The following is a 26,410-nucleotide window of genomic DNA, read 5'->3' as shown; positions in this document are numbered from 1 at the left end:
AAATGATACAATTAGAAAAAGTTAGCTTTAGATATAATTATAAAGATGTTTTACGTGATATTAGTTTAACTATTAAAAAAGAGGAAATAGTAGGAATACTTGGTCCTAATGGAAGTGGCAAAACCACTCTTTTAAAGGTTTTATCTGGTATTCTCTCTCCCCACTCTGGTAAAATCTTTATAAATAAAAAACCAATAACTCAATATAAACCAAGGGATAGGGCAAAATTAATTGGTTTTGTTCCTCAATATATGCCTGTTTATTTTCCTTTTACTGTGTATGAAACTATTTTATCTGGTCGCTTTCCTTATTTAGGTCCTTTTAATATATTATCCAAACAGGATAAAGAAGCAGTTGAAAAGGCAATAGAACTCACTGAAATTGAACACATTGCAGATAGAAAATTGACTGAAATATCTACAGGAGAGTTACAAAGAGTCGCTATAGCAACCTGTTTTGCTCAAGATACTGAAATATTGCTACTTGATGAACCTGTATCCAATTTGGATATAAATTATCAAACAAAGGTATTAAACATTTTATATTCACTTAATAAAACACAGAAGAAGACCATAGTTATTGTTTTCCATGACATCAACATGGCAATCAGGTTTTGTCAGAGAATATTTTTTTTGAAAAAAGGAAAAATAGTATATGAAGTAGACTCTCCAGAAAAAATAAGAGAAGATATTATTGAAGATATATTTGATACATCTATTATATTGTTTGAAAGCAAAACGAGCAAAATATTCTTACCTGATATTTTATCTCAAAGTAAAGAATCATTGGTTTCTGTAATTGAAGAAGATAAACAGATCACAGAAAATTATTTAATAGGTGGATTTATCCAGGAAATTAAAAATGCCATACAAGGTCCTAAAATGGTACTTGAAAAAATAATTCAGGAAATACCTTCTAATGTTGATGATAGTATGGAAAAAGTAATGCGGTATTTAACGATTGATAAAATTGATAAATCAGTTTCTGAAGATATAACAAAGATTGTATATAATAATTCATTATTATTAAAATTAAAAAAACAGATTAATGTGTGTTTAAGAGCGTTAAATAGAATTATGTTTTTAACTTATTTTATTAATAACTATACAAAATTAAAAAGAGACACTAGTAACATAACAAATTTAAATGAGATTCTGTTAGATATATATGAATCAAACTTTGAAACTTTGAGAAAAAACAAAATTAAATTTAATATGGAAATTGAAGATAATTTCATTTTACAAATCAACAAAGAACATTTACGTTCTATTTTAGAAAATTTAATTTTAAATAGTATAGATGCTCTTGAACAGAACAATACTCCAAATAAAGAAAAAACAATTACTGTTAGATGTTTTATAAGAAAAAAAAGGATTTTTATTCAATTAGAAGATAATGGTCCTGGGATAAAAGAAGAAGAGATACGAAAAATATTTATACCCTTTTTCACAACAAAACCAGAAAAACGAAATGGCATTGGTCTATTTTTAGTTAAAAGGCTGGTGAGGCTTTATGGGGGTCGTATATATGTCCACAGCCATCCTGGCAAATTAACAACCTTTCATATTGTTTTCCCGCAAAACATATATAATTTAGATGAAACCTATAAAAAATATTTACCCATGGTATACTAAAATATGAGTTTAGAAGAATATGAACTCTCCCAGACCATAATAAAAGGAAAGACTTTCTTATTCTTTCTTTTTTTTATTGCTACAATTTTTGGTGGAATGGTTGTTGGGAGAGAACACATTAATTTAGTTTATGCACTGGAAAATTGGGAAAGTGTGGAAGCAAGCATATTAATTACAATAAGGATTCCCAGGATAATCTTGTGTATAATTGCAGGTGGAGGACTTGCAGTGTGTGGAATGGTTTTTCAAGCAATTTTCAAAAATCCTTTATCTTCTCCATTTATCTTGGGGATATCTACTGGAGCATCTTGTGGGACTGTGATAAGCATCCTTCTGGGCATAAATTCATTGACCTATTCATATATATCCTTTCAATCTATTTTAGCATTTTTAGGAGCAATATTTACAGTCTATGTTATATATTTTATTTCTAAAAAAAATACTTCTACTGTTAATTCCCATTCATTGATTATGGCAGGATTTGCATTAAATCTTATGTTTATTGGACTAATTATATTATGTCAGTATTTTGCAAATTTCACCCAAACTAAGGAGATACTTCATTGGCTTATTGGTTCAATTGATATTTTGGGATTTACCAGTATTAAAAATATATTGCCTATGTTTTGTGTTGGAATATTGCTTATATTTTTTAATCTATCTAAACTTAATTTTATTGCAATGGGTGATGAGATTGCTCTTTCTAGAGGAGTGAATATTACTTTTTATTATTTTATTTTTATTTTTTCATCATCACTAATCATTGGGGCAATTGTTAGTTTAACTGGTCCAATATGTTTGGTAGGACTTATCATTCCTCATGTAGTAAGATTGTTAGTTGGGGCAAACAATAAATATATATTCTGGGGGTCCTTTTTTTTAGGAGGAAGTTTTTTAATTATATGTGATATAATTTCAAGAATAATGCTCCCCTCAACAGAAATACCAATTGGTGTTATAAGTTCAATCATAGGTACCCCATTCTTTATTTATTTTTTGATCCAAAAATAATAAAATTTATTTTATTTTGTACAAAAATATTTTTTCTAGTACCAATTGAATCTTTGGCATACATATTCAATTGAGAATTGCTTACTATGATTCAACAGTTCTTGATGAGTATAGGAAGATAGAATTTAAGCAGGCTCAACCTACGGCTATACTCATAATCTTCTTCTTTTTCCTTCTAACTTTTTTGGAAACAATATAAGGAAGAGTAGATTTTTTTTTCAACTGACAATTAAATTTTTAGCTCCAACTATTGAAAACCAAAAATAAATTTTATAGCATAAAATAAAAACTGTACTTATGGAGATTGTATGAGAATAAAAGTTGAATTGAATTCAAATGGTCTTATTCATCTTAAAAAGGGTTTTTTAAGGACCCTACAAGGTTTAATCTACAATCTATTAGATGGTCCTTCCGCTATTTGGCTTCATAATGAAGGTTTTAGATATGAAAAGAGAAAATTTAAACTTTTTACTTTTTCTTCAATATTGGAAAAAGGAAGGTTAGATAAGAAAAATAATATGTTTTCATTTCCTCCAAAAATTAGCTTTTATATCTCATCTCCTGTAAATTGGATTTTAGAGCAAGTAGCCGGAAATTTTATAACAGGAGATGAGTTTTTTTTGGGTGAGAACAAAGTTTTTTTAAACTCCATTGCAGTGTTACCACCTAAAAGGTTTGGGCCTAAAATTAAAATTAAATCCCTAAATCCAATCGCCATGCGTTCTACTGGAGATGATGGAAAATATAAACTCTGCCCTCCAGGAGATAGATTTTCCGAGTCAATTAGCAAAAATCTACAAAAAAAATGGGTTGCTTTAAAAAAAGAAGAGTGCCCCTATGAGCTAAGGATTGAGCCTATTCAAATAAAGAAGGCCGCTATTTGGTATGGAAATAGAGAAAAAGGCGCAGTGATCGAGGGCTGGAAAGGAGTGTTTGAACTGTCAGGAGAGCCAGAGTTTTTGAAATTTGCCTATGATACAGGACTTGGAGAAAGAAATTCCATGGGATTTGGGATGTGGGAAGTAATAGATAGATGGATGAAAAGGGAATAAATGCGTTATTAAGATTAGATTAAAAATTGTAAAATAATGTTACTCGCTGTTACAAATAAGAAATATTTTTTGGAGGGTAAAATTGTCTTACCTCAGACGGAATTGGAATTTTCCTCAAAGTATGTTAGCTAAGACTAAATTTTGAGGAGGAAAATCATGAGTAAGAAAAGAAGACATGACACTCCCACAAGAAAAAGTGATGATTTTGAAGAAAAATCTACTGGAAAATGTGCCCGTATCAAATGTATGTGATGAATATAATATACATCCTACACTTTTTTATAGATGGCAGAAGGAGTTTTTTGAAAAAAGAAGCATGGTGTTTTAAAAAGGAAAAAGAGGTATAAAAATATGTTTATGATTACAGGTGATCCATTTGTTGATGCAGGTAATGCAGTAATTGAAGAATTAAAAAGAGTTTTTAAAAATAAATCTATTATAGATCTCATAGATATGGTAAGTGATTGGTTTATTCATAATTGGAAAGGCAAACTTGATTCTCTTCAACTTAATTCAAACATAACAAATGTTCATAAAAGAAAAAGAGCAAAACAGGAAACAATGGATTTTTTCAATGACTTACATGGAAAAGGAAACAGCTCTGTTTCTTTTGGAAATTGTAGAATATGCGGAAAAGAGGAAAAGCTTTTTAGATCTGGTAGAGATATTTATCCCCTTTCCGGGTCAGGGGCGTTTGTTAATTACCACCATTGTCATGAAGAGGGTATTTTAATTTGTAAAGATTGTATTGTTAAACTATTTTTTTTACCTCTTTCCGTTCTCCAAATGGGGGGAAACCTTGCACTGCTTCATTTAACTAATGAGAAGACCATCAATTATTGGACAGAGAAGGTAATTAAAACAAATTTAAACAAGCTTTCTCAAGGTATTTCAGATGGCATTTTACAATCTGATTTTAAAAATCCCAAAAATGCTCTTTTTAATATGGCTACAGATTTAATAATTAATTTCAACTGTGAAAGAGAAACATTACAATTATATTATTTTACTAATTATGCCGCTAAACCTAATTGTGAGATTTATATTTTGCCTAGTCCTGTTTTTAGTTATCTCAATAAGGTGTTAAAATCATGTAAAAAAGATTGGTATTTATTTTTTAATAAACATTACAAAATTAATAAAGCAGAATGGGATGATATAAATGAAGTATGGAGAGATAAAAAAAATGATGAAATTGACTATAAGGACTATAAAGATAATAAAAATGAAATAGTTGAAAAATTATTAAATGGAGTAAATTTGGTGCCCACTTTTAGAAAGTTTTACAGAGAGTGTTTTTTAAAACATAAAAACGTAAGTACGTTAATGTTCGACTACTACTTAAAGGAGGTTAAGAATATGAATGCTGAGCAGATCCAACTTATCAAAAAGCTTGGAAATTCAATAATTGAGATTGCTAAAAAAGATGACAATAATTTCAAAAAATATTTAACTATGATTGAGAGTGCCAGTAAGGCTTTTCAATTAAGGGCTGTTATTATTTCACTTATAAAAAAGCACTACCTAAATGGAGAAAAAGAGCCACTTATCACCCTGGAAGAATATGTAAATTATTTGTTTCCTGATGGAACTTACTGGTCTGAGATTAGAGATATACTTATTATTTACCTTTATGAACTACTTCATAAAAAAAATATTGAAGGAATCAATGTTGAAGAAATAAATTTTACAGAGCCAGAAGAAGAGTTAACAGAATTTTAAAGGAGGTATAAAAATGAAGACTATTCAAGGATTTGTAATGATTGATGTTGATGTAGCAGCTTTAAACAATGCCGGAAATGACACATCAACACATCTTGATAATGCTGTAATGACAAAAAAAATAAGGAAAAATGGCAAAGAATATCCTTATGTCTCTGGACAGGCATGGAGATATTGGTGGAGAGAAACATTGGAGAAAAAATTTAATTGGAATATGTCTCCAATAATTAGAGAAAAAAGAATTGCTTACACAGAGGCTGATCCTATGATTTATCCTGATGATGATATGTTTGGTTATATGAGAGCTGGAAAGAAAAAAATAATTGACCCTGATACCGGCAAAGAAAAATCTGTTAATGCAACTCTTACAAGAGTTTCGCCCTTAAAAAATTCTGCTTTAATAGCGGTTAATTACAATCCAATTGTTCAGTTTTGGTCCTCTATGTCCAGGCAGGAAGGAGATGCAGTCCCTTATGGAAAAGATGAATATTGTGCTGTTATGAAAGGAATGTTTTCAATTGATATTGATATGGTAGGCACATTTTCACCTATAGAAAGATCAGGTTTTCAGAATATTAATGAAGAGATGAGGAAATTGTATTTACAAAAAGGAGCAATAGAAATTGATGACCCTTACCTAAAAGACAAGAAAGGGAACCCAATTAAATTAATTAGAATTGATGATTCAGAAAGATTAAAAAGAATAAAAGATACAATCTCTGCTTTAAAATATATATCTGGCGGTGCTAAGCAAACAACAAATATGGCTGATGTAACGCCTAAACTAATAATATTGTGCAAATTTGCCTCTGGAAATCATCCTTTTTCTCATCTTGCTAAAGAAGAACTTGGTAAACCTGTGTTTTCAATTGATGCTCTAAAGGAAGTAATTAGGGAATATCAGGATGATATTGAAGGTAAAATTTATGTTGGCAAAAGATCTGGATTTATGGATGAATTAAATGATGAATTTGTAAAATTACAAGATGAAAATAAAATTAAATATGGGGCAGTAAACGAAATTATTGATAAATTTGTCAATGAATTAAAAATCTGAAGAGGTGCAAATGAAAGTCTATAGGGTAAATATTTCAAGTTGGACAGCCTCTTTTAGGTATCCAAATTTGATTACGAACTATCAACCTACTTTACCTGTACCACCATTATCTACAATTATAGGTTTAATTTCAGCTGCTAAAGGTTCTTATTTTATTCCTGAAGTTGAAAAAATTGGATACGTGTTTTTATATAAAACTAAAGCTACTGATTTAGAGACAATTTATCAAATCAAGTACGGGAAATTAAGGGAAATAAAATCAAATGTAATAAAAAGAGAAATTTTATTTGATACAGAGCTTTTCTTGTATACTGATTCTAGATATATAGTTGATTGGCTAAAAAAACCTAAGTTCCCTGTATTGATAGGTAGAAGTTCTGATTTGGCAAGTGTTAATGAGATTGTTGAACTGGAAGTAGTAGAGAAAAATATTTTAGATAAATTAAAAGGAACAATTGTTCCTCTTAAATATGGTCTTATCCCAGGAATTATTCAGGCTTTACCAAAATATTTTTCTAACACGATACCAAGAAGGAATATAGGAACAGAACCTTATACAGTCTTAGATTATAAAAGTGGATTTGTAAGTGCTAAAGCAAATGGTTTTTATGATAGTGAAAAAGACTGGGATGTTCTATGGCAAGAATTTTAAAAGATGAGTGAAAAAAAACTTATTGATTTTATTTTAGCAAAGTCTGATGGAACAACACTTTCTGAACATATCAATGATGATTTAGTTATATTCAAACAATTAAAAAATTCTTTACCTGTTGCGTCTGAACTTACTAACTTAAAAAGATTTTGGGAGTTACTTTTTTGTGCTATATTTTTTCATGATTTTGGGAAAATGCATTCAGAATTTCAAAAGAAATTAAAAGGAGAAAAAAATTACTGGCAAGGTCAGAGACATGAAATCTATTCTATTCCATTTGTTTATAAATTAGATATTCCGGAATGGAAACAAGATTTAATTGCAAAAGCAATCTTGGCACATCATAAAAGTTTTGATGAGTTAAAAAAATCCTTAATAAATGAGGAAGATCTTGAATTTGAATATCAAACGCAATGGAAAAATAAAATAAAATATCACCCAAAAGATTTTTTAGAGAATCTCAAACACAATTTTTCCAAAGAAGTTTTAAATGAATATTTAAGTTTGTTTGAACAAAAAAGAAAATTATTCAACATTCCTTATACGTTAAAAGAAGAACCAATAAAAGTTGATACGTTAAAAAACCCTATTAATAAGTATTGTAATTTTTCGTGTAATTTTTTAAGTGAAGAATATTTTCAAAATCTTATGCTATGGGCTGGACTAAAAATTTCAGATCATCTTGGTTCCGCTAAAATAAAGAAAATTTATCTTTTAAATAAAGGTAATTTTAAATTTATTGATGCTTTTAAAGCTAAATATAGACTTTATAAACACCAAAAAGAAAGTTTTAAAGCAAATACTTCATCAATATTGATTGCACCAACAGGATCAGGGAAGACAGAGTCAGCATTAGGATGGTTAAAAAATGTATTGGAGAAAAAGCAAGGCAGGGTATTTTATGTGTTACCTTATACTGCTTCAATCAATGCAATGCACAAAAGATTGGTGAATTATATGGATTTTGAAGTGTCCAATAAAGAAAAAGAATTCTCAAATATTGTAGGTTTATTACATGGTAATATTTCTCATTATATCTCTGAATATTTCACAGATGTGAATTCTAAAGAAGAGAATATTAAACGAAATAAAAAGATAAAAAAATTGGTAGCGCAGTATAAAACCTTGCTTTCTCCAGTAATTGTTGCAACTCCATTTCAGTTGTTAAAGTATTTTTTTGGAATAAAAGGCTTTGAAAAGGGATTGTTTTTTCTCTCTGGAGCTAAATTAATATTTGATGAGATTCACGCTTATGATGTTCAAACATTTGCTCAACTTATTGTAATGTTAAGATTTTTAAAGAAATACTTTTATAACGACATTTTTATAATGACTGCAACATTACCAACCTTTATGATTGAAATTATAAAAAATTATCTTGAAATAGATACTGTTATTTATGCTGACGATAATTTACTTTCTAATTTAAAAAGACATAAAATAATATTATATAAAGGAGATATCATTAATTTTTTGCAAAATGAGTTCTTAACTAATTATGATAAATCAAAAAAATATATTTTTGTATGCAATACTGTTTCACGTGCTCAAGAGGTATATAAAAAAATTTTAAACACTAACTTATTTAAAAAAGACGATATTGTTCTAGTTCATGGAAGATTTAATCAAAAAGATAGGAATATTAAAGAACAAAAACTTCAAGATGAAAATACAAAAGTTCTTGTGGGTACTCAAACAATAGAGGTTAGTCTTGATATTGATTATGATGTAATGATTACAGAGCCAGCACCTTTGGATGCTTTAGTTCAAAGATTTGGAAGAGTAAATAGAAAAGCAAAAAAAGAAATCTCTCCTATATATTTATGTGAAATTGGAGGCAAAAATGATAAATTTGTTTATCCTATAGAAAAAATTCAAGCGACTGTATCTGTATTATCAAAAATAAATGATAATCTTGACGAGAAGATTTTACAGGAGTTATTGGATACAGTTTATCCATCTTGGACAGAACAAGAACAAAAACTTTTTGATGAAACAATCAAGTTGTTTGATGAGTCATTAAAAACATTAATGCCTTTTTCTTACTGTAAAGAAGGAGAAGAGAAATTTTATAGTAGATTTACAGATATTAAAGTTTTACCAGTTGCTTTCTATAATGAGTATAAAGAGTTATTGCAAAATTATAATTTTATTGAAGCCGAAAAATTATTGGTAAATTTAAATAGAAATCTTTTTTATAAATTTTTAAAAGAAGGAATTATAAGTGAGGAAAAATTTGTAATTGAATTAAACGATAAGTTAATAACAAATAACATCTATGTTATTTATCTTAAATACAGCGAGGAATTGGGGCTTATAGATGAAAAAGAAGATTTTAAAAAAGAAACATTATTTTGGTAAAAATTATGGTTAATAACTTTAAAATTACAGGTTCTCTAATAGAAGCTTACTTATTCTGCCCAAGACAGGCCTGGCTAATGTCACGCCAAATTACAGGCAATCAATATAATGAGTTTTTGGCTATTGGTAGATTAATTGCATCTGATAGTTATAAGCGAGAAAAAAAAGAAATCTTAATAGAAGGAGGTAAGATAGATTTTATAAGAAATAAGGATGGAACTTTTACCTTGATAGAAGTAAAAAAGAGTGAAAAATTTTTAGAAGCAGCTAAAGCTCAGCTTTTATATTATCTTTTAGAATTAAGTAAAAAAGGGTATTCTGTAAAAGGAGAAATTCATATCCCTAGGTCCAAAAAGATTTTTACTGTTGAATTAGACGAAGGTTCTATCTCAAAGCTGGAGAAATATTTAGTAGATATACATAAATTAATTTCTCGGGATAAATCTCCAAAAAAGAAATTTACTTCTAAATGTAAAAAATGTTCTTATTTAGAATTTTGTTGGAGCTAGTCAAATGAGAGAAACACTTTATATCTTTTCCAGTGGACACCTAAAAAGAAGGGATAATACTCTATTTTTTGAAACAAAAGACGGTAAAAAGAAGTTTCTCCCTGTAGAGAATATTAAAGAAATTTTCATATTTGGAGAGGTTTCTTTTAATACAAAATTGTTAAATTTTTTAACTCAAAAAGAAATTATTTTACATTATTTTAATTATTATGGGTACTATTCTGGAAGTTTTTATCCCAGAGAACACTATAATTCGGGGTTTATGATTTTAAATCAGGTGCGGTCTTATGATGATAGCAATAAGCGTTTGTATTTGGCTAAAAGATTTGTAGAAGGGGCTATTAAAAATAGTCTAAAAATACTTAAATACTATAAACGTAGAGAATATGATCTTGACCTTGAGATAAATATGTTGGAAGAAGTTCTTGTGAATGTAGAAAAATGTATTAGCATAGAAGAGCTTATGAGCTTTGAAGGCAAAGCTAAAGGAATATATTATAATAGTTTTAATAAAATTCTTGATAATAAAGATTTTTGTTTTAACAAAAGGACTCGTCGTCCTCCACAGGACTATTTGAATACTCTTATTAGTTTTGTAAATAGCCTAATATATACTTATGTCTTAAGTGAAATATATCAAACCCATCTTGATCCTAGAATTGGTTTTTTGCATACTACTAATTTTAGAAGATTTTCTCTTAATCTAGATATAGCAGAAATATTTAAGGTAGTGATTGGTGATAGATTGTTAATTTCTCTAATAAAACATGGTATAATAACTAGAAAAGATTTTGATAAAGGTCTTGAAAAGATAATATTGTCAGATAAGGGACGAAGAAAAATATTGGAAAAGATGGAAGAGTTTTTGTCTAGGACCATAACCTATAGAAAAATAAATAAAAAAGTAAGTTACAGAAGGCTTATAAGGCTAGAACTTTATAAGTTAGAGAAATACCTTATTGGTGATGAAGATTATAAACCCTTTGTAATGGAATGGTAAAATGTTTGTTATTTTATATTATGATGTTAATCAAAAAAGATGCAATAAGATGTTAAAATTGTGCAGGAGATATTTAGAATGGGTGCAAAATTCTGTTTTTGAAGGTGAGATTACTCGCGCTAGGTTAGAAAAGTTAAAAAGTGAGATAAATGAAATCCTGGTTAAAGAAGATGGCGATTCTGTAATAATTTACTCATTTAGAAGTTTGCTTTATAGTAAACGTGAAGTGTTAGGAAATGATAAAAAGGAAGATTCTAAATTTTTATAAACTTCTGTCGTAAACGTTCACAGGATGTCATAATGGGGGATAAATTTTTGTTTTACAGAGGGTGTTTTTTAGTGTAAAGAAAGTAGTGATTTTAGGAGAAAAAATTGAAAAAGAGAAAAACAGTCACTGTTGATATTTCATCAAGGGCAGAAGCTTTGGGATAGCCTTTTTCAGAAGAAGACTGGAAGGCAACCCCCTCATCGGTTCGGCGTTTTATAATTGAGCGTGAAAAGAGGATAGCCGAATTTTCGGAACGAGTGAAGAAACTTGAAAGGGGTGTTGAAAAACTATCAAAGCGTAACTCTTCCAATTCAAATCAACCTCCGTCATCAGATAATCCTTATCGTAGGCCAAGGGCAAACAAAGAAAAGGGAAAGGCAGGGAAGAGGAAGAAAGGTCATGGTGGAGTAAGGCAGCAGTTATTGGAGCCCACAAAGGAAGAACATATTTATCCTGAGCGGTGTAAGTGCGGTTGTTGTGAATTTAAAGATATTGAGCATTATTACACCCATCAGCATATTGAATTACCTAAGATTCAACTGGAAGTATCCCATTTTCATCTTTATAAAGGGAAGTGCAAGTCATGAGGTAGGGAGCAAAAAGGTTATGTTCCTTCGGAATACCGGACAGGGTATGGTTCTCATCTTTCGGCGTTTATAGTTGAACTTGGTGGGATAGCCGGAAATAGTCGTCGGATGGTTCAGGGTTTTTGCCATTCAGTGCTTGGGCTGTGTATCAGTCTTGGAGCAATCCAGAAAGTAATGAACCGTGGTTCAGAAGCTATTTTACCTCATTATAAAGCGATTCGGGACAAGGCTAGGTCATCAAAAGTGAATCATGTAGATGAAACGACGGGGTATAAGTGTGGGGATTTATACTGGTTATGGGTGATGGTAAATAGTACGATTGCTTTTTTATGGTTCTTAAGAGACGTTCAAAAGAAGCATTTAAAGAGTTAATAGGGCAATGGGAAGGGATACTTGTTAGTGATGGTTATGGTGTTTTATAAGAAGTGGGTTAATTCCAGGCAGACATGTTTGAGTCATCTTATAAGGAGGGCGAGGGGTTTAGCAGAAAGCTGTGATCCTGAATTATCAAATATCTACTTTGGACATTATAATTTATCTAATTTAAGCCTGCAAGACCCCTTCCTTTAGGTATGGGATGTAGCAGGCTTATCTTTTTTCTTTTTGTTTTGTATAATGATGAACATGAAAAAAGCATATAAATACAGAATATATCCAACACGTTCTCAGGAAACACGTATTCTCAATCAGTTCTCCATGTCTCGTTACCTCTATAACTGGGCTCTCAAAGAAAGAATAGAAGTTTACCAATCTACAAAGAAAAGCATTAACTACTACCACCAGGCAAATTGGCTTCCACAACTCAAAAAAGAACGTCCATGGTTCAAGTCGATACCTTCCCAGGTTCTTCAAAACGTCCTCAAAAGACTCGATAAAGCATTTAAAGATTTCTTTCGTAGAGTCAAAAAAGGTGAAATACCGGGATTTCCAAAATACAAAAAGAGAGGACAGTGGAATTCCATCACCTATCCACAATTCTATGATAGACCTGTTGTTGAAGGTAGATACGGATACATTAGAGTCCCCAAAATCGGTCAAATTAAAATTCGCTATCATAGAGAAATCCCAACTAACGCAAAGATAAAGACCCTCACTATATCCTATGAGGCTGGCAAGTGGTTTGCCTGCTTCTCCTTCGAGCAAGAGCTTGAAGTTGAGCCTAAGCAGGAACTTCCACCCATAGGGATAGACATGGGTCTTCTTGACTTTGTATATGCCAGCAATGGCCTCCATGTGCCCTGTCCGAAGCATCTGAGACGAAAAGAGCAAAATTTTAGAAAGTTGCAACGCAGGTTCTCCAGGGAGAGAAAATATACTCCCCGCTGGTATAAACTCCTCAAGGCTATTCAAAAAACTCATTACCGTATCAGATGTGCTAGGCTCGATTTTTTGCATAAGACCGTTAATTTCCTTCTGTCTCATACTGACCTCGTTGTGTGTGAAAAACTTAAAGTTAAAAATATGGTCAGACGTCCTAAGCCAATACAAGATGAGAACGGTAAATATCTTCCCAATGGTGCATCCTGGAAAGCAGGTCTCAACAAATCCATTCTTGATGCTGGTTGGAGCAAATTTTTTGATATTCTCATCTATAAAGCTTTGGAACAGGGTAAAAAAGTTTTGTTTGTAAATCCCAGGCAAACCTCACAAATTTGTAGCAATTGTGGCTGTGTAGTCTCGAAGAGTCTATCAATTCGCACTCACGTCTGTCCTGAGTGTGGTTTTGTGGCTAATCGAGACCATAACGCAGCTCTAAATATTCTGAGACTGGGGCTACAGTCTCTCCGAGCACCTTGTTAAGGTGTAGGGTAGAAGCCTCGTCCTTTAGGGCGAGGAGTAGTCACAAACTTCTGTCAGTCTGAGATGGTGTAAAAAACTGCTTGCTATGACGGAAAAAAGTTGATATTTACACCTGAAAAAATGCTCAACAAGAGGAATTTTTTAATAGGATAAAAAATTTTTTTAAATATTTCCGTGGTTTTTTACATTACCTATGAGGAATTGAAACCCGTATAAGATGATTTGCCCTGGGCTAAAGTCCCCTGTTTTTTACATTACCTATGAGGAATTGAAACTGTTTTTCCCCAGAGGGAATTCCTTCTCTTACACAAGTTTTTTACATTACCTATGAGGAATTGAAACGAGGTTTATATAAAAGAGAACAACAAAATTTATACTTGTTTTTTACATTACCTATGAGGAATTGAAACAAAGGCACTCCATTGTAAAGTATTTCGCAACATTCAAGTTTTTTACATTACCTATGAGGAATTGAAACTGGCCTTTTCGGCCCGCGAAGCGCTGCCCGTTATGGTTTTTTACATTACCTATGAGGAATTGAAACTAGAGATTTGAAAATATCTGAGCCATATTGCCTGCGTTTTTTACATTACCTATGAGGAATTGAAACTGGCAAAGACGCCAAACTCTAGCTTCTTCCTAGGCCGTTTTTTACATTACCTATGAGGAATTGAAACCTTGGAGTAAAATCTTTTAAATCTTCTAAATTAACTGTTTTTTACATTACCTATGAGGAATTGAAACTCACCTCCTGTTTGAATCGGGTAAACTGATCCATGAGTTTTTTACATTACCTATGAGGAATTGAAACTTCGGTGCAGTTCAGGGGGGTGAGAATGTCGCAAAGAGTTTTTTACATTACCTATGAGGAATTGAAACTTACAAAAATCAATATTGATTGTGTGTCCATAAATAGTTTTTTACATTACCTATGAGGAATTGAAACACCTCACCTTCTCCCCAATCTATAGTCATATTTCCAGGTTTTTTACATTACCTATGAGGAATTGAAACTTCTATTGCAAGAAGGATAAGAAAGGGTAAAAAGAGGTTTTTACATTACCTATGAGGAATTGAAACAGTTATTTTCCTTGGCTACATAAGTTTGCAATCGGGGTTTTTACATTACCTATGAGGAATTGAAACTTTAATAACTGCTCCCATACTTGTTTTTTCTGCTCAAGTTTTTACATTACCTATGAGAGAGTGTTCACCTAAAGATAGATAAAAATCTTTGCTGATATTGGGCAAAAATTTCAGGATCAGTTAATGCATGCCATAATTTCATTGATGCATGAACCATTTCTTCCTTTTTAGATACAACTTTCGTCCTACGTGTCATTCGTCCAAGATGATGTCTTGTATTGCTATTATCTCTTTCTATTGTTACTGTTCCTCTTTTTCCTATTATATGGCGCTCTCGCGGCAATACCTTCTTAAAAGCTTCCCAATCATCTGTATAAAAAACACAGTCCTTCAATTGTTCAAGTTTTTTGTATAACCGTCTGAAGGTTGAAGCATCACGATTGCCAATAACCCAGGCAATAGTTCGCCCTCTGCTACGATCCAACGCCTTGATAATCCATATTTTGTTTTTTTTGACTGGATAAAATGCCACATCTCATCAAATTCTATTTCTTTTATCTCATTAGATATAACTGGTTCTGGAAGTGATTCGGCTTCCTCTTTTATCCATCGGTAAGTCAATGAACGAGAAACTCCAAATAATTTAGCTAAAAAGCCAAATGATGCTTTACCAAGAGAATAAAGAATAACTGCAAGAGCTTTTTTTACTTTCAGAGATTCTTTTCTCCTTGCATCTCCTATCACAAAAGTTCGTGAACAGTTCTTGCAGAGATACCGCTGTTTTTTACGAACAAAACCATTTTTGACGACTTGCGTTGAATTACAATGCTTGCATACAACCATTTTCTCCCTCCCATTATTTTGGTTGGGATAACTTATATTATATTTCTATCTAAATGTAAACACTCTCACCTATGAGGAATTGAAACGAGAAAACGACAAAAATGTCTTTTCCCTCAAAAGACGTTTTTACATTACCTATGAGGAATTGAAACGTCCATGTAGATGCTCCAATAATCTCTTTATTCATCGGTTTTTACATTACCTATGAGGAATTGAAACTTGGCAGAAGAGACCTCTGCGCATTTAAAACTCCCAGTTTTTACATTACCTATGAGGAATTGAAACCCTCCATAAAGGATAGTGATAAGTGCCCACACTCTGGGTTTTTACATTACCTATGAGGAATTGAAACAGGGTTGCATAATCATCAGTGATCCACTTTATATCGCCGTTTTTACATTACTTATGAGGAATTGAAACTCCGAACATTGTGTTGTAATTACATTACCACACCTAGTTTTTACATTACCTATGAGGAATTGAAACAATCATAACCTAAAGAAATCGTAATTGTCTTCATATGTTTTTACATTACCTATGAGGAATTGAAACCCAGACTTTGTCATAGTCATAGTCCCTGTATCAGAAAGTTTTTACATTACCTATGAGGAATTGAAACTAATATTTTTATTTTGTTTTTGTGTTTGTAATTCTGGTTTTTACATTACCTATGAGGAATTGAAACTTGTTTAACTGTTCTAATTTTACCTAAAATCTGCAATTACAGTTCAATCGTAAGCAACTGATTGTTCTGGACAGAGATACCTAGATATGGAGCTGTTATGTTAAAGGATATGTCTCCCTCATTGTGACTTGGAAGGCTTTTTCAGGTAGAAGCTGCGGTCAGTGGCTCTCTTTACGGGTGTGTAAAGGCACACCACTGCACATGGACTTACGCAAAATCCTATTTTGGAGGATACTCTCAAAAAAAGATTAAGCAAATTGTAATGACCGGATGGAATTTTCTATCTTTATCCAACGTTCTTTGAAAAAATAATCCCTCGATAATCGAAGGAACCATTGTCGTCCCGCATGCATCAGCCGAGCTGGAACATGGATTAGAAACATGCGGATTGTGTTGGGCTCTTCTCTAAAACCATCTTCATCGTTGAGCCACATCATCCAAACCAGTAGATTGTAAGCCAGAATACAGGTCTGGAATATGGCGGAGTTGGCCCAAAAATCCTGTGTCAAAATGCTTCCAGAGGCCATCTGTCCCTTACACCACTCAATCCAGTTTTCACTGGCCCCCCGTTGGCAATAATACCTGTGGACGTCCCAGGGACTCAGGTTCATATTTGTTACATAACAAAAATAATCATACTCAGTCTTTGTAACGCTGAAAAAAAAGCAACTAAATTTGCTCTCTATTACTTGACGTACGGCCACAAACCGGCGGGGGTGCTTCCACCTTTCACATTTGTATGTGAATTCGGTCTTCTCATAGCCAGGTCTATTTTTAACCTTGTGCCATTTCTGAGCTTCTAAAAGCTGAGTGAGTCCTCGCATCTTAACCTTGATTAAGTACAAAGCATGAGCCTCTTCTAAGTAGTCTAAAAGTTCTCCATTAAAAAAGGCGGAATCTGCACGTACAATAATTTTCCAGACTCTCCTTGGAAGCTTGGCAAAGCACTCTTGCATAAACTCTACACAACCATTGGCTGAATAAGCATCTCCGGCTCTAAACCAGTTGTGAAGACATTCCCGCGTCTCAGCAATAAAGCAAAGTAGCGGATGATATCCCCTTTGTCCTGGCTTCTTGGGGTTGTAACCCTTCTCGGCACCTTCCTGTTTCCCATACACCCCACGCACTGTAGAGTCCAAATCTAAAGTGATGCGGCTAAACCATTTTTTACCCCAAACCTTTTTGCGCACTTTTGTTTCTACATCGGAGAGCTCATTGCAATGTCGGGGATTAAACAACTTAAAAACCCGATTTATGGTAGTATAGTCAGGAAACCTTTCCCATTTAAAAAGCGACCTCAATGCTAAATCAGATCTTAGGATAAATACATGGCTCATATGCTTAGCCCCAGCTAACACTGCCATCATCAAAATCATGATAATGTCGGAAACCTTATACTGTGCGGTAGCTCCCCGCTTAATAGTAATGTGTTGCTCAAGCATCTTGGGAAGCTTCAGTTTGTCAGCAAACAGGCCCAGCAATACCAGTCCGGCGTTGCCCGTAAGATTTTTTTCAGTGAACTTAACATGGAATCTACGCATAGAATCAGTGCCTCCTTCATACTTCCTATTTGAAACACTTTATACCATTAATTCACTATATTGTCAAGCTAAACATTATCTTATGATGCAAATTTTAGGTTTTATTTATATATTGTAGTTTTTACATTACCTATGAGGAATTGAAACAGGTTATGGTCAAGGGTGGGGATCCTGCGCTTTCTCGTTTTTACATTACCTATGAGGAATTGAAACTTAGCCCTTTGAATGGCAGAGGGCAGAATTCCAGGTTTTTACATTACCTATGAGGAATTGAAACTGGGGAGTACTTGATTTTGAATTAGAAGATGATACTCGTTTTTACATTACCTATGAGGAATTGAAACAGGAAAGCATAGGACTTAAGCACATCCAAAGACTGTGTTTTTACATTACCTATGAGGAATTGAAACCTATATCTTTTAATGCATTAATTATTTGTTTTTTAGTTTTTACATTACCTATGAGGAATTGAAACCCAGAAAGATAAGAACGAATAATCCTCTTTTCCTTAGTTTTTACATTACCTATGAGGAATTGAAACCTGCAAGATAATCCGCTAAATCCGATGTTGTCGCATGTTTTTACATTACCTATGAGGAATTGAAACTTACAATAAACATCATAAGATACTTTTTTAATGGCTGTTTTTACATTACCTATGAGGAATTGAAACAGCTTTATCTAATTTCTTCAAAAATTCTTCATCCATAGTTTTTACATTACCTATGAGGAATTGAAACCCTTACCGCCTGATGTAAAGGACAGGCAACCTACAGGTTTTTACATTACCTATGAGGAATTGAAACCCAACTCCAAAGACACCAGTAGGCCAATACCATCCAGTTTTTACATTACCTATGAGGAATTGAAACTTTTATATCTCCTTTTATTCAGCTAAATCTTCAATTGTTTTTACATTACCTATGAGGAATTGAAACATCATATATACTTCCATGTAGGCTCGGAATGTGGACAGTTTTTACATTACCTATGAGGAATTGAAACCACTCCAAGAAATCATCCAAGTCTGGAGTCAGTAAGGTTTTTACATTACCTATGAGGAATTGAAACTCCAAATCTCTATTGATTATACTATCAGGGAAAGTTGTTTTTACATTACCTATGAGGAATTGAAACGGGCTATATTTGAAATATAGCCACATACTATTTTGGGTTTTTACATTACCTATGAGGAATTGAAACCTACTACTTGCATACGCCATACCAATAGAAATAGGAGTTTTTACATTACCTATGTGTCAAAGGTAAAATAAATTCCCCAGGAAAAGGCCCTTAAAATTCCCCACCTGATATGATAATCACCTCTGAAAATATTTTATTCGGAGGTGAAATAAAGATGAAGGGGGTAGCTATGTATTACACTGTAAAAACAATGCTTGAGCACGGTAAGAGTATTTCAGCTATAGCTAGAGATCTTGGCATTGACCGAAAGACTGTCCGCAAAATACGAGATAGGGTGAAAAATGGGGAAATAAAGACTCCTGTTATGAAGAGAAAAAGTAAATTAGACACTTATAAAGAAGAGATTATTGGCTATCTTGAGAAGGGGTTTTCAGGAGTATTAATTCATCAGAAACTAACAGAAAAAGGTGTAGATATTTCTTATAGCGGGGTGAAAAAATATGTGAGGAAACTAAAGGGCCCTAGAGATACTTATGTCCCTATAGTTTCCCCACCTGGTAAAGAAGCTCAAGTAGATTTTGGTTATGCTGGTTATTTTAACTATGGTGGGAAAAAGGTCAAGACCTGGATATTCTGTATGAGGCTAAGCTTTAGTAGATATGATTATTATGAATTGGTAACAAGCCAGAATGTTCCTACATTTATCAGGTGTCATATAAATGCTTTTGAATACTTTGGAGCAGTACCTCAGATAGTAAAGATAGATAATCTTAAATCTGGTGTTTTAAAGGCCAATTTTTATGAACCTGAGATCCAGCATGAATATGCTAACATGCTTTCTTATTATGGTAGCAGTCCAATTACTTGCAAAGTAAGAAGACCTGAGGAAAAAGGCAAGGTTGAATCAGCAATTAAGTATGTAAAAAATAACTTTCTAAAATCTCTTGAAACAAAAGATTTAGAAACTGCCAGGAAAAAACTCAAAGAATGGATGGAAAACACTTGTAATAAGAGGATTCACGGTACTACGAGAAAGATACCTGCAGAAGAGTTTAAGAATAAAGAAAAGCCTTGTATGATAAGTCTTCCGCCAAAGAGATATGAAACATATGTAATAGAAAACAGACGAGTTAACAGATATGGTCATGTTTCTTATAGATATAACTATTACTCAGTCCCTTATAAATATGTAGGTGAGGAAGTAACCATTAAAGCAGGTAGAGATATTTTAAAAATCTATGATAGAGAACATAATGAAATAGCAGTCCATCCAATTGATAAAGGCACTGGCAATTTTATAACAAGAGAAGAACATATACCTAAGAGGAAACAACGAAGAAGTTCAGAATATTATGAACAACAGTGTAGTCAGATAGGCATGGGTGCTGTTTCTTTTTTCAAGAATTTAAAGAGCCACAAGCCTAATGAATATCTTAGGCTTATTCAGGGTGTTCTTTCTTTACGTAGATATTACAGTGATTCCATAATAAATTCTGCATGCATTAGAGCAGATAAATTTGGTTGTTACTCTTTTAAATCAGTGAAGAAGATTTGTGAACAAGGGTTATTTGAAACTCCTGCTGAAATAGATACATCTGCTATAGGTGGCGGGTATGGTAATAATCTTAGAGATTATGATAGAAATTAGTGGGGGGCTTTCAAATGAATCAATTAAAAAAGAAAATACAAAATCTTAAACTCTCCGGTATTGTTAAGACTTTAGAATCTAGAAATAAGTATGCCATAGAAAATCAATTAAGTTATATAGATTTTCTTGAGTTATTAATTGAAGATGAATATGCCAACAGGCGTTCAAATTCTTATAATAAAAGACTAAATAAATCCAAACTAGATACTTCCAAAACTATTGAAACCTATGATTTTACATATCAGCCAGAATTAAATAAAAAACAAATACTTGATTTGGCTTCTTGCCGTTTTATTCAGGAAAAAAAGAATATTATTTTTATGGGAAATCCTGGTGTGGGGAAAACTCATCTTGCCAATGCATTGGGAATTGAAGCCCTAAAACAGGGCTATAAAGTCTATTTTGTTCATGCTAATGATATTGTTTCAAAGCTTATGTCTGCTAGGGGCGATGGTACTTATTATGCTGTCCTAAAAGACCTGCTTAAAGTGGACCTACTCATAATTGATGAAATAGGGTTTAAGAAAATTCCTCAAAATTCTGTAGATGAATTCTTTGAAGTTATTAGAAGACGTTATGAAAATGGATCTATTATAATCACCACTAACCGCCCTTTTGAAGAATGGGCTAATATATTTGGCGATGCTGTCCTTGCATCTGCTATTGTAGATAGAATTGTCCATCATTCTCATATAATAAAAATATTAGGTAAAAGTTATAGAATGAAGGAGTTAAATAAATCTAAAAATTAGTCTAAATAGGGTGGGGAATTTTAAGGGCCCTAACATGGGGATTTTTGATTGACTTTAACAACCTATGAGGAATTGAAACTTAGTATCAACAGAAAGACAACAATTACCTCTTGTAGTTTTTACATTACCTATGAGGAATTGAAACAATAATCTAAAATTGTTCTCTTTGCCTCTTCAAATCCGTTTTTACATTACCTATGAGGAATTGAAACTTAACAAATTTAAACAGGACTCTTTTAAGATATGTCTGTTTTTACATTACCTATGAGGAATTGAAACAGTAAAGACATTAAGCGCTATATCAAAGATAAAATCGTTTTTACATTACCTATGAGGAATTGAAACGGCTCTAATGTGAGATATTTTTGGACATCTAAAGACAGTTTTTACATTACCTATGAGGAATTGAAACTGACCAGAGACGGTTTTGTTATTTTGGCAATGGGTTGTTTTTACATTACCTATGAGGAATTGAAACATCACTGATGGCGAGCAGCTCCATGTTGAGTCTACAGTTTTTACATTACCTATGAGGAATTGAAACGCATACGGTATAGATGCATCCAAGAATATTGGTGTTTGTTTTTACATTACCTATGAGGAATTGAAACTTAAAAAAAATGGGATTGATAAATATAGCAAAATTTGTTTTTACATTACCTATGAGGAATTGAAACTATTCTAATAGGGTTAAAAATTCTTGTTCTTTTTTTGTTTTTACATTACCTATGAGGAATTGAAACAAGCTCTGACGATTCTAACCTTTTTGTAGAGACCGTAGTTTTTACATTACCTATGAGGAATTGAAACACCAATCTTTTTGCTCTTTAGAAAGCCTTCCACCTGTTTTTACATTACCTATGAGGAATTGAAACTATCTTTTTTTTACAATTAAAAAACCTTTATGAGATGTTTTTACATTACCTATGAGGAATTGAAACCTCTTCAGCCAAATAGTTTCGACAACTGTAAATCGTGTTTTTACATTACCTATGAGGAATTGAAACTAAATATGAAGTGGACATGGCTTTATTAAAGCAAGAGCCGTTTTTACATTACCTATGAGGAATTGAAACTTGCATAGGCCACAAAGAAACGATAAATAATACTCTGTTTTTACATTACCTATGAGGAATTGAAACAAAAGATGTAGTGATACCCAAACCCTTCCCAGTTTTGTTTTTACATTACCTATGAGGAATTGAAACTAATAAGCTTTATTTTATGTTCAAATCGTCTTTGAAGTTTTTACATTACCTATGAGGAATTGAAACCTGAAATTATTCAAACGGAAGGACAACAGATTAAATGTTTTTACATTACCTATGAGGAATTGAAACTTTTCTGTTTGTTTATATTTGCCGCACAGCGACATTCCGTTTTTACATTACCTATGAGGAATTGAAACTTTGATTGTGTGTTTTGTTTTTCTATCATCGCTTGAGTTTTTACATTACCTATGAGGAATTGAAACGTTACTTACCGTTCGGTTAGTTACTTACTGGTAGGTGTTTTTACATTACCTATGAGGAATTGAAACGACAATGCAACCAAATCAGACAACGGAATCTCTAACGTTTTTACATTACCTATGAGGAATTGAAACCGGCTAAATATGACACTTTAAACAAGCCCATAACACGTTTTTACATTACCTATGAGGAATTGAAACTTGTACTGACAAATCCTTCTGACAAAACCCTCTCTGTGTTTTTACATTACCTATGAGGAATTGAAACTCTATCCCCACAAAAATTTTTGGAGAACTATTAAAGGTTTTTACATTACCTATGAGGAATTGAAACTGGCTAGTGTTGTGATTCTATGTGTTTCTATTATTTCGTTTTTACATTACCTATGAGGAATTGAAACAACTTAAATAAGGAGTTAGTATGTTGATAGTAAAAAGTTTTTACATTACCTATGAGGAATTGAAACTTCCCATATTTAAAGCCAGGATCGCTTTGGCACAAGGTTTTTACATTACCTATGAGGAATTGAAACGGGACCCTGCTTGAGCTGCCAAAATATTCTTCCCAGTTTTTACATTACCTATGAGGAATTGAAACTGGCTAGTGTTGTGATTCTATGTGTTTCTATTATTTCGTTTTTACATTACCTATGAGGAATTGAAACAACTTAAATAAGGAGTTAGTATGTTGATAGTAAAAAGTTTTTACATTACCTATGAGGAATTGAAACAAGTGCGGTTTTTTGTCATGTTGGGGGTAAAAGATGTCGTTTTTACATTACCTATGAGGAATTGAAACCCACCAGAAGGCATCAACATCTCAAACAACTGCTGCGTTTTTACATTACCTATGAGGAATTGAAACAATCTTCCCACTACCTTCCAATTGTAAGGCATTTGGGTTTTTACATTACCTATGAGGAATTGAAACAAGAAAGTGGCGACGTCCAATACGACTTGGATTATTGTTTTTACATTACCTATGAGGAATTGAAACTTAGTAGTTTTGTCCATGTTGAAGGACTTGTTTTGCGTTTTTACATTACCTATGAGGAATTGAAACATAGAGATACAAGACAGCAAAGGCTTTGTGGTATCGTAGTTTTTACATTACCTATGAGGAATTGAAACATAACTCCCTTGCCTTTCCCTCACCTCGACCCGACAAGTTTTTACATTACCTAGTCGATGCTTAAAAAATATATAATTTACTGAAAATACTTTACAAAATGTTTGTTATAATGTAATATAAACGACCAGAAAATGTTTAAAACAGGTAAAAAGGTGGTAGAAAAGAATAAAAAAATGGAAGGGAAATTATATGCAGACATGTATGCCAAAGCGTAGAATACCACATTTGATATGTGGAGATTTATTAGATTTTATTAATCCTGATGATCCTTTGATAATTTTATCTAAAAAAATTCCATGGAAAGAATTTGATAAAGCATTTGCGAGTAAATATAGTAAGCGGGGTCGTCCTGCCAAATCTACTAGATTGATGGTTGGACTTTTAATGTTAAAACACTTGTATAATTTAAGTGATGCAAAAGTAGTGCAGATGTGGACACAGAATCCATATTTTCAAGCTTTTTGTGGAGAAAGTAGATTTAGATGGTCTCCTCCATGTGCTCCATCAGAGCTTACACATTTCCGAAAACGCATAGGAGAAGATGGTGTAAAGAAAATATTTGAAATATCTGCTCAATTACATAAAGACAAAATTCAAGAAAAAGAGATAGTTGTAGATACTACAGTTCAAGAGAAAAATATTACATTTCCAACAGATACAAAGTTAATGTGTAAAATTATTTCCAAATGTAGAAAAATAGCTAAAGAAGAAGGAATAGTTTTACGTAGAAGTTTTAGAAGAGAGTTACCTGAGTTGTTAAAAAAAATAAGATTTAACAAGAGGTCAAAGGATAAGAAAAAAGTTAAAAAAGCCAGAAAAAGGATTAAGACTATAGCTGGGATATTGATTAGAGAAATAAAACGTAAATTGCCAGAAGATGTTTATCCCAAGTATTGTCTTGGTTCAGCGTGAAATGGAATTTTCCCGGATAAAAATAAGCTAATTTTAATTTCCCAAAAGGCGTATAAAAGATAGAAGTCCCTGTAACACACATCAAAGGGTTGTCAAGGACAAGCCTTTCAGGTGCGCCTTTGGCGCATCCTTGACACCCCTTTTTCGTGTGTTGATTCTGAAGGTGCCGACGGCGGGGGGACGCCGACTCTTCCTTTACCTCTGGCGAAGGGACTATTATTTTTTTGTATTCTACCTTAAGCATAATTTTTTTCTCTTTTGACGCATTACTTTTCTACGTTCTCTAGCCTCATAAAGTTTACGATCTCGTTCTTCAAATATCTCTTTATCTTTTCCTTCAAGCTTATCTTTTGGCGTTATGTATCCTAGGGCACTATGAAGACGTTTAGAATTGTAGTATTCTACAAAATCACCTACTATTCTCCTGGCATCACTGAGGGAGATAGGGCAGTGGACCCGTATACACTCTTTCTTTAAACTTTGATGCCATCTCTCTATTTTTCCATTGCTCTGAGGATAATAAGGAGAAGTGCGTACATGACTCATTCCCATTACTCGGATAAACTCCTTAAAATCTTTTGCAATAAATTGAGGACCGTTATCAGATATTATACGAGGACTATTGTCTGGAAATTTCTCCTTTGCCCTTTGAAGTATTATCTCCACATCTGCTTCTCTCATTTTCTCCCTTATCTCCCAATGCACGATATATCGACTATAACCATCTAAAATACTACACAAATAATAAAAAGTCCCTCTGATATTCAAATAGGATATATCTATATGCCAGTGTTCGTGAGGGCCTTTGGCATTCTTAAAACCCTTTCCTTTTCTCGATGATTTATTATTCCACCTCCGTAAATATCCTTCTTTACTAAGTACCCTATATACACTACTTGGACTAACAGCCACCACATCTTCATCTATCATCATGAAGGTTAATCTTCTATAGCCTTCATTGGGATGTTCTAAAAAATATTTAATAATAGCCTCTTTCTCCCACTCTTCAAGCCAGAAATCCCGTGGTATCCATGAGTTATGCTCGTTGACCTTTCCATATCTTTTCTTCCAATCATAGAACTTGCTTGTACCTATGCCAATCCACCTTATAAAGTTACTGATTTTGATTTCGGTTTTTTTAGACCAATAATTAACAAAATCCACTACATTATCTCTAATATCGTGTGCCACCCACATATCCTTATAAATTTCCCCAAAATTTTTTTTTAAACTTACATATTCTTCCATGAGCTCAGCCAACACTTCATTCTTTTGAGAAAGTCTGTCTTCTAAAGCAGCAATCTTTTTCTCTAATCTAGAAACATGACCCTTTTTTTCTTTTTCAAAGACCATGCTACCTTTTTCAAAAAATTCCTTCTGCCATCTATAAAAAAGTGTAGGATGTATATTATATTCATCACATACATCCGATACAGGCACGTTTTCCAATAAATTTTTCTTCAAAATTATCACTTTTTTTTCTGGGGTGTAATGTCTTCTTTTTTTACTCATCACTTTCCTCCTCAAAGTTTAATTCTTGCTAA

At 32.6% G+C, this 26,410-nt stretch carries 21 protein-coding genes and 4 CRISPR repeat arrays; of the genes, 17 read left to right on the top strand and 4 right to left on the bottom strand.

The genetic code is table 11. From position 1 onward, the window contains the following. The first annotated feature begins 2 nt into the window (after positions 1–2). The 14 genes from ACYQ1E_RS05815 to ACYQ1E_RS05750 all read left to right on the top strand — a co-directional run bounded on the left by ACYQ1E_RS05815 (position 3) and on the right by ACYQ1E_RS05750 (position 13,653). Positions 3–1,634, top strand: a complete 1,632-nt coding sequence (locus ACYQ1E_RS05815; RefSeq protein WP_459876421.1) for an ATP-binding cassette domain-containing protein — start codon at positions 3–5, stop codon at positions 1,632–1,634. Positions 1,635–1,637: 3 nt separating this feature from the next. Then, positions 1,638–2,645 carry a FecCD family ABC transporter permease gene (locus ACYQ1E_RS05810; protein ID WP_459876419.1) on the top strand — a complete coding sequence of 336 codons (1,008 nt, stop codon included), beginning with the start codon at positions 1,638–1,640 and terminating at the stop codon, positions 2,643–2,645. A 308-nt stretch (positions 2,646–2,953) separates the two neighbouring features. Next, positions 2,954–3,697, top strand: coding sequence for a CRISPR-associated endoribonuclease Cas6 (gene cas6, locus ACYQ1E_RS05805; protein ID WP_459876416.1), 744 nt, complete (start codon positions 2,954–2,956; stop codon positions 3,695–3,697). A 229-nt stretch (positions 3,698–3,926) separates the two neighbouring features. After that, positions 3,927–4,025, top strand: a complete 99-nt coding sequence (locus ACYQ1E_RS05800; protein WP_459878466.1) for a hypothetical protein — start codon at positions 3,927–3,929, stop codon at positions 4,023–4,025. A 23-nt stretch (positions 4,026–4,048) separates the two neighbouring features. Next, on the top strand, positions 4,049–5,419 hold the full coding sequence (gene cas8a1, locus ACYQ1E_RS05795; protein ID WP_459876412.1) for a type I-B CRISPR-associated protein Cas8b1/Cst1: 1,371 nt from the start codon (positions 4,049–4,051) through the stop codon (positions 5,417–5,419). A 13-nt stretch (positions 5,420–5,432) separates the two neighbouring features. Then, positions 5,433–6,476 (top strand): type I-B CRISPR-associated protein Cas7/Cst2/DevR, encoded by a 1,044-nt coding sequence (cas7i, locus tag ACYQ1E_RS05790; RefSeq protein WP_459876409.1) that lies wholly within the window; start codon positions 5,433–5,435, stop codon positions 6,474–6,476. 10 nt (positions 6,477–6,486) lie between these two features. Then, on the top strand, positions 6,487–7,128 hold the full coding sequence (gene cas5b / locus ACYQ1E_RS05785; protein WP_459876406.1) for a type I-B CRISPR-associated protein Cas5b: 642 nt from the start codon (positions 6,487–6,489) through the stop codon (positions 7,126–7,128). Positions 7,129–7,131: 3 nt separating this feature from the next. Continuing rightward, on the top strand, positions 7,132–9,489 hold the full coding sequence (gene cas3, locus ACYQ1E_RS05780) for a CRISPR-associated helicase Cas3' (protein ID WP_459876403.1): 2,358 nt from the start codon (positions 7,132–7,134) through the stop codon (positions 9,487–9,489). Positions 9,490–9,494: 5 nt separating this feature from the next. After that, on the top strand, positions 9,495–9,998 hold the full coding sequence (cas4, locus tag ACYQ1E_RS05775; RefSeq protein WP_459876400.1) for a CRISPR-associated protein Cas4: 504 nt from the start codon (positions 9,495–9,497) through the stop codon (positions 9,996–9,998). Positions 9,999–10,002: 4 nt separating this feature from the next. Next, the gene (gene cas1b, locus ACYQ1E_RS05770; protein ID WP_459876397.1) at positions 10,003–10,998 is read left to right on the top strand and encodes a type I-B CRISPR-associated endonuclease Cas1b; all 996 of its coding nucleotides are present in this window, start codon (positions 10,003–10,005) and stop codon (positions 10,996–10,998) included. A gap of 1 nt (position 10,999) precedes the next feature. Beyond that, a complete protein-coding gene (cas2, locus tag ACYQ1E_RS05765; RefSeq protein WP_459876394.1) occupies positions 11,000–11,266 on the top strand; it encodes a CRISPR-associated endonuclease Cas2 in 267 nt (88 codons plus the stop codon). A 215-nt stretch (positions 11,267–11,481) separates the two neighbouring features. Then, entirely contained in the window at positions 11,482–11,853 is a 372-nt protein-coding gene (locus tag ACYQ1E_RS05760; protein ID WP_459878463.1) for a DUF6444 domain-containing protein, read from the top strand. 108 nt (positions 11,854–11,961) lie between these two features. Beyond that, on the top strand, positions 11,962–12,225 hold the full coding sequence (locus tag ACYQ1E_RS05755) for an IS66 family transposase (RefSeq protein WP_459876391.1): 264 nt from the start codon (positions 11,962–11,964) through the stop codon (positions 12,223–12,225). A gap of 252 nt (positions 12,226–12,477) precedes the next feature. Then, positions 12,478–13,653, top strand: coding sequence for an RNA-guided endonuclease InsQ/TnpB family protein (locus ACYQ1E_RS05750; RefSeq protein WP_459876389.1), 1,176 nt, complete (start codon positions 12,478–12,480; stop codon positions 13,651–13,653). Between the two features lie 178 nt (positions 13,654–13,831). Continuing rightward, positions 13,832–14,799: a CRISPR direct-repeat array (repeat unit 30 nt; unit sequence GTTTTTACATTACCTATGAGGAATTGAAAC). Between the two features lie 64 nt (positions 14,800–14,863). Here ACYQ1E_RS05750 and ACYQ1E_RS05745 read toward each other — a convergent pair. From ACYQ1E_RS05745 to ACYQ1E_RS05735, 3 genes are all read right to left on the bottom strand, one after another. Then, positions 14,864–15,223 (bottom strand): IS1 family transposase, encoded by a 360-nt coding sequence (locus ACYQ1E_RS05745; protein WP_459874973.1) that lies wholly within the window; start codon positions 15,221–15,223, stop codon positions 14,864–14,866. Continuing rightward, positions 15,130–15,582, bottom strand: coding sequence for an IS1/IS1595 family N-terminal zinc-binding domain-containing protein (locus ACYQ1E_RS05740; protein WP_459874971.1), 453 nt, complete (start codon positions 15,580–15,582; stop codon positions 15,130–15,132). The genes ACYQ1E_RS05745 and ACYQ1E_RS05740 overlap by 94 nt, the downstream gene beginning before the upstream one ends. 121 nt (positions 15,583–15,703) lie before the next feature. Next, positions 15,704–16,267: a CRISPR direct-repeat array (repeat unit 30 nt; unit sequence GTTTTTACATTACCTATGAGGAATTGAAAC). Positions 16,268–16,515: 248 nt separating this feature from the next. Next, a complete protein-coding gene (locus ACYQ1E_RS05735; RefSeq protein WP_459874805.1) occupies positions 16,516–17,808 on the bottom strand; it encodes an IS1380 family transposase in 1,293 nt (430 codons plus the stop codon). A 117-nt stretch (positions 17,809–17,925) separates the two neighbouring features. Further along, a CRISPR array of direct repeats spans positions 17,926–19,011; the repeat unit is 30 nt; unit sequence GTTTTTACATTACCTATGAGGAATTGAAAC. A 154-nt stretch (positions 19,012–19,165) separates the two neighbouring features. Between ACYQ1E_RS05735 and istA the strand changes: the two genes are divergently transcribed. The 3 genes from istA to ACYQ1E_RS05720 all read left to right on the top strand — a co-directional run bounded on the left by istA (position 19,166) and on the right by ACYQ1E_RS05720 (position 24,866). Then, positions 19,166–20,599 carry an IS21 family transposase gene (gene istA / locus ACYQ1E_RS05730; RefSeq protein WP_459874997.1) on the top strand — a complete coding sequence of 478 codons (1,434 nt, stop codon included), beginning with the start codon at positions 19,166–19,168 and terminating at the stop codon, positions 20,597–20,599. Between the two features lie 14 nt (positions 20,600–20,613). Further along, the gene (istB, locus tag ACYQ1E_RS05725; protein WP_459876387.1) at positions 20,614–21,351 is read left to right on the top strand and encodes an IS21-like element helper ATPase IstB; all 738 of its coding nucleotides are present in this window, start codon (positions 20,614–20,616) and stop codon (positions 21,349–21,351) included. A 115-nt stretch (positions 21,352–21,466) separates the two neighbouring features. Next, positions 21,467–23,953: a CRISPR direct-repeat array (repeat unit 30 nt; unit sequence GTTTTTACATTACCTATGAGGAATTGAAAC). A gap of 202 nt (positions 23,954–24,155) precedes the next feature. Beyond that, entirely contained in the window at positions 24,156–24,866 is a 711-nt protein-coding gene (locus tag ACYQ1E_RS05720) for a transposase (protein ID WP_459876385.1), read from the top strand. A 231-nt stretch (positions 24,867–25,097) separates the two neighbouring features. Here the strand turns inward: ACYQ1E_RS05720 and ACYQ1E_RS05715 are convergent, their stop codons facing one another. After that, positions 25,098–26,378, bottom strand: coding sequence for an IS3 family transposase (locus ACYQ1E_RS05715; protein WP_459876383.1), 1,281 nt, complete (start codon positions 26,376–26,378; stop codon positions 25,098–25,100). Positions 26,379–26,410 lie beyond the last annotated feature (32 nt).

This window comes from Desulfothermus naphthae, assembly GCF_054657475.1.
This window is presented reverse-complemented; position numbering and strand designations above follow the sequence as displayed.

Coding starts and splice junctions, on each gene's coding strand:
- istB (WP_459876387.1), top strand. CDS start 20,614: ATGAATCAATTAAAAAAGAAAATACAAAATCTTAAACTCTCCGGTATT.
- ACYQ1E_RS05720 (WP_459876385.1), top strand. CDS start 24,156: ATGCCAAAGCGTAGAATACCACATTTGATATGTGGAGATTTATTAGAT.
- cas2 (WP_459876394.1), top strand. CDS start 11,000: ATGTTTGTTATTTTATATTATGATGTTAATCAAAAAAGATGCAATAAG.
- ACYQ1E_RS05755 (WP_459876391.1), top strand. CDS start 11,962: ATGGTTCAGGGTTTTTGCCATTCAGTGCTTGGGCTGTGTATCAGTCTT.
- istA (WP_459874997.1), top strand. CDS start 19,166: ATGAAGGGGGTAGCTATGTATTACACTGTAAAAACAATGCTTGAGCAC.
- ACYQ1E_RS05735 (WP_459874805.1), bottom strand. CDS start 17,808: ATGCGTAGATTCCATGTTAAGTTCACTGAAAAAAATCTTACGGGCAAC.
- cas8a1 (WP_459876412.1), top strand. CDS start 4,049: ATGTTTATGATTACAGGTGATCCATTTGTTGATGCAGGTAATGCAGTA.
- ACYQ1E_RS05740 (WP_459874971.1), bottom strand. CDS start 15,582: ATGGTTGTATGCAAGCATTGTAATTCAACGCAAGTCGTCAAAAATGGT.
- cas3 (WP_459876403.1), top strand. CDS start 7,132: ATGAGTGAAAAAAAACTTATTGATTTTATTTTAGCAAAGTCTGATGGA.
- ACYQ1E_RS05815 (WP_459876421.1), top strand. CDS start 3: ATGATACAATTAGAAAAAGTTAGCTTTAGATATAATTATAAAGATGTT.
- cas6 (WP_459876416.1), top strand. CDS start 2,954: ATGAGAATAAAAGTTGAATTGAATTCAAATGGTCTTATTCATCTTAAA.
- ACYQ1E_RS05715 (WP_459876383.1), bottom strand. CDS start 26,378: ATGAGTAAAAAAAGAAGACATTACACCCCAGAAAAAAAAGTGATAATT.
- cas5b (WP_459876406.1), top strand. CDS start 6,487: ATGAAAGTCTATAGGGTAAATATTTCAAGTTGGACAGCCTCTTTTAGG.
- cas7i (WP_459876409.1), top strand. CDS start 5,433: ATGAAGACTATTCAAGGATTTGTAATGATTGATGTTGATGTAGCAGCT.
- cas4 (WP_459876400.1), top strand. CDS start 9,495: ATGGTTAATAACTTTAAAATTACAGGTTCTCTAATAGAAGCTTACTTA.
- ACYQ1E_RS05750 (WP_459876389.1), top strand. CDS start 12,478: ATGAAAAAAGCATATAAATACAGAATATATCCAACACGTTCTCAGGAA.
- cas1b (WP_459876397.1), top strand. CDS start 10,003: ATGAGAGAAACACTTTATATCTTTTCCAGTGGACACCTAAAAAGAAGG.
- ACYQ1E_RS05810 (WP_459876419.1), top strand. CDS start 1,638: ATGAGTTTAGAAGAATATGAACTCTCCCAGACCATAATAAAAGGAAAG.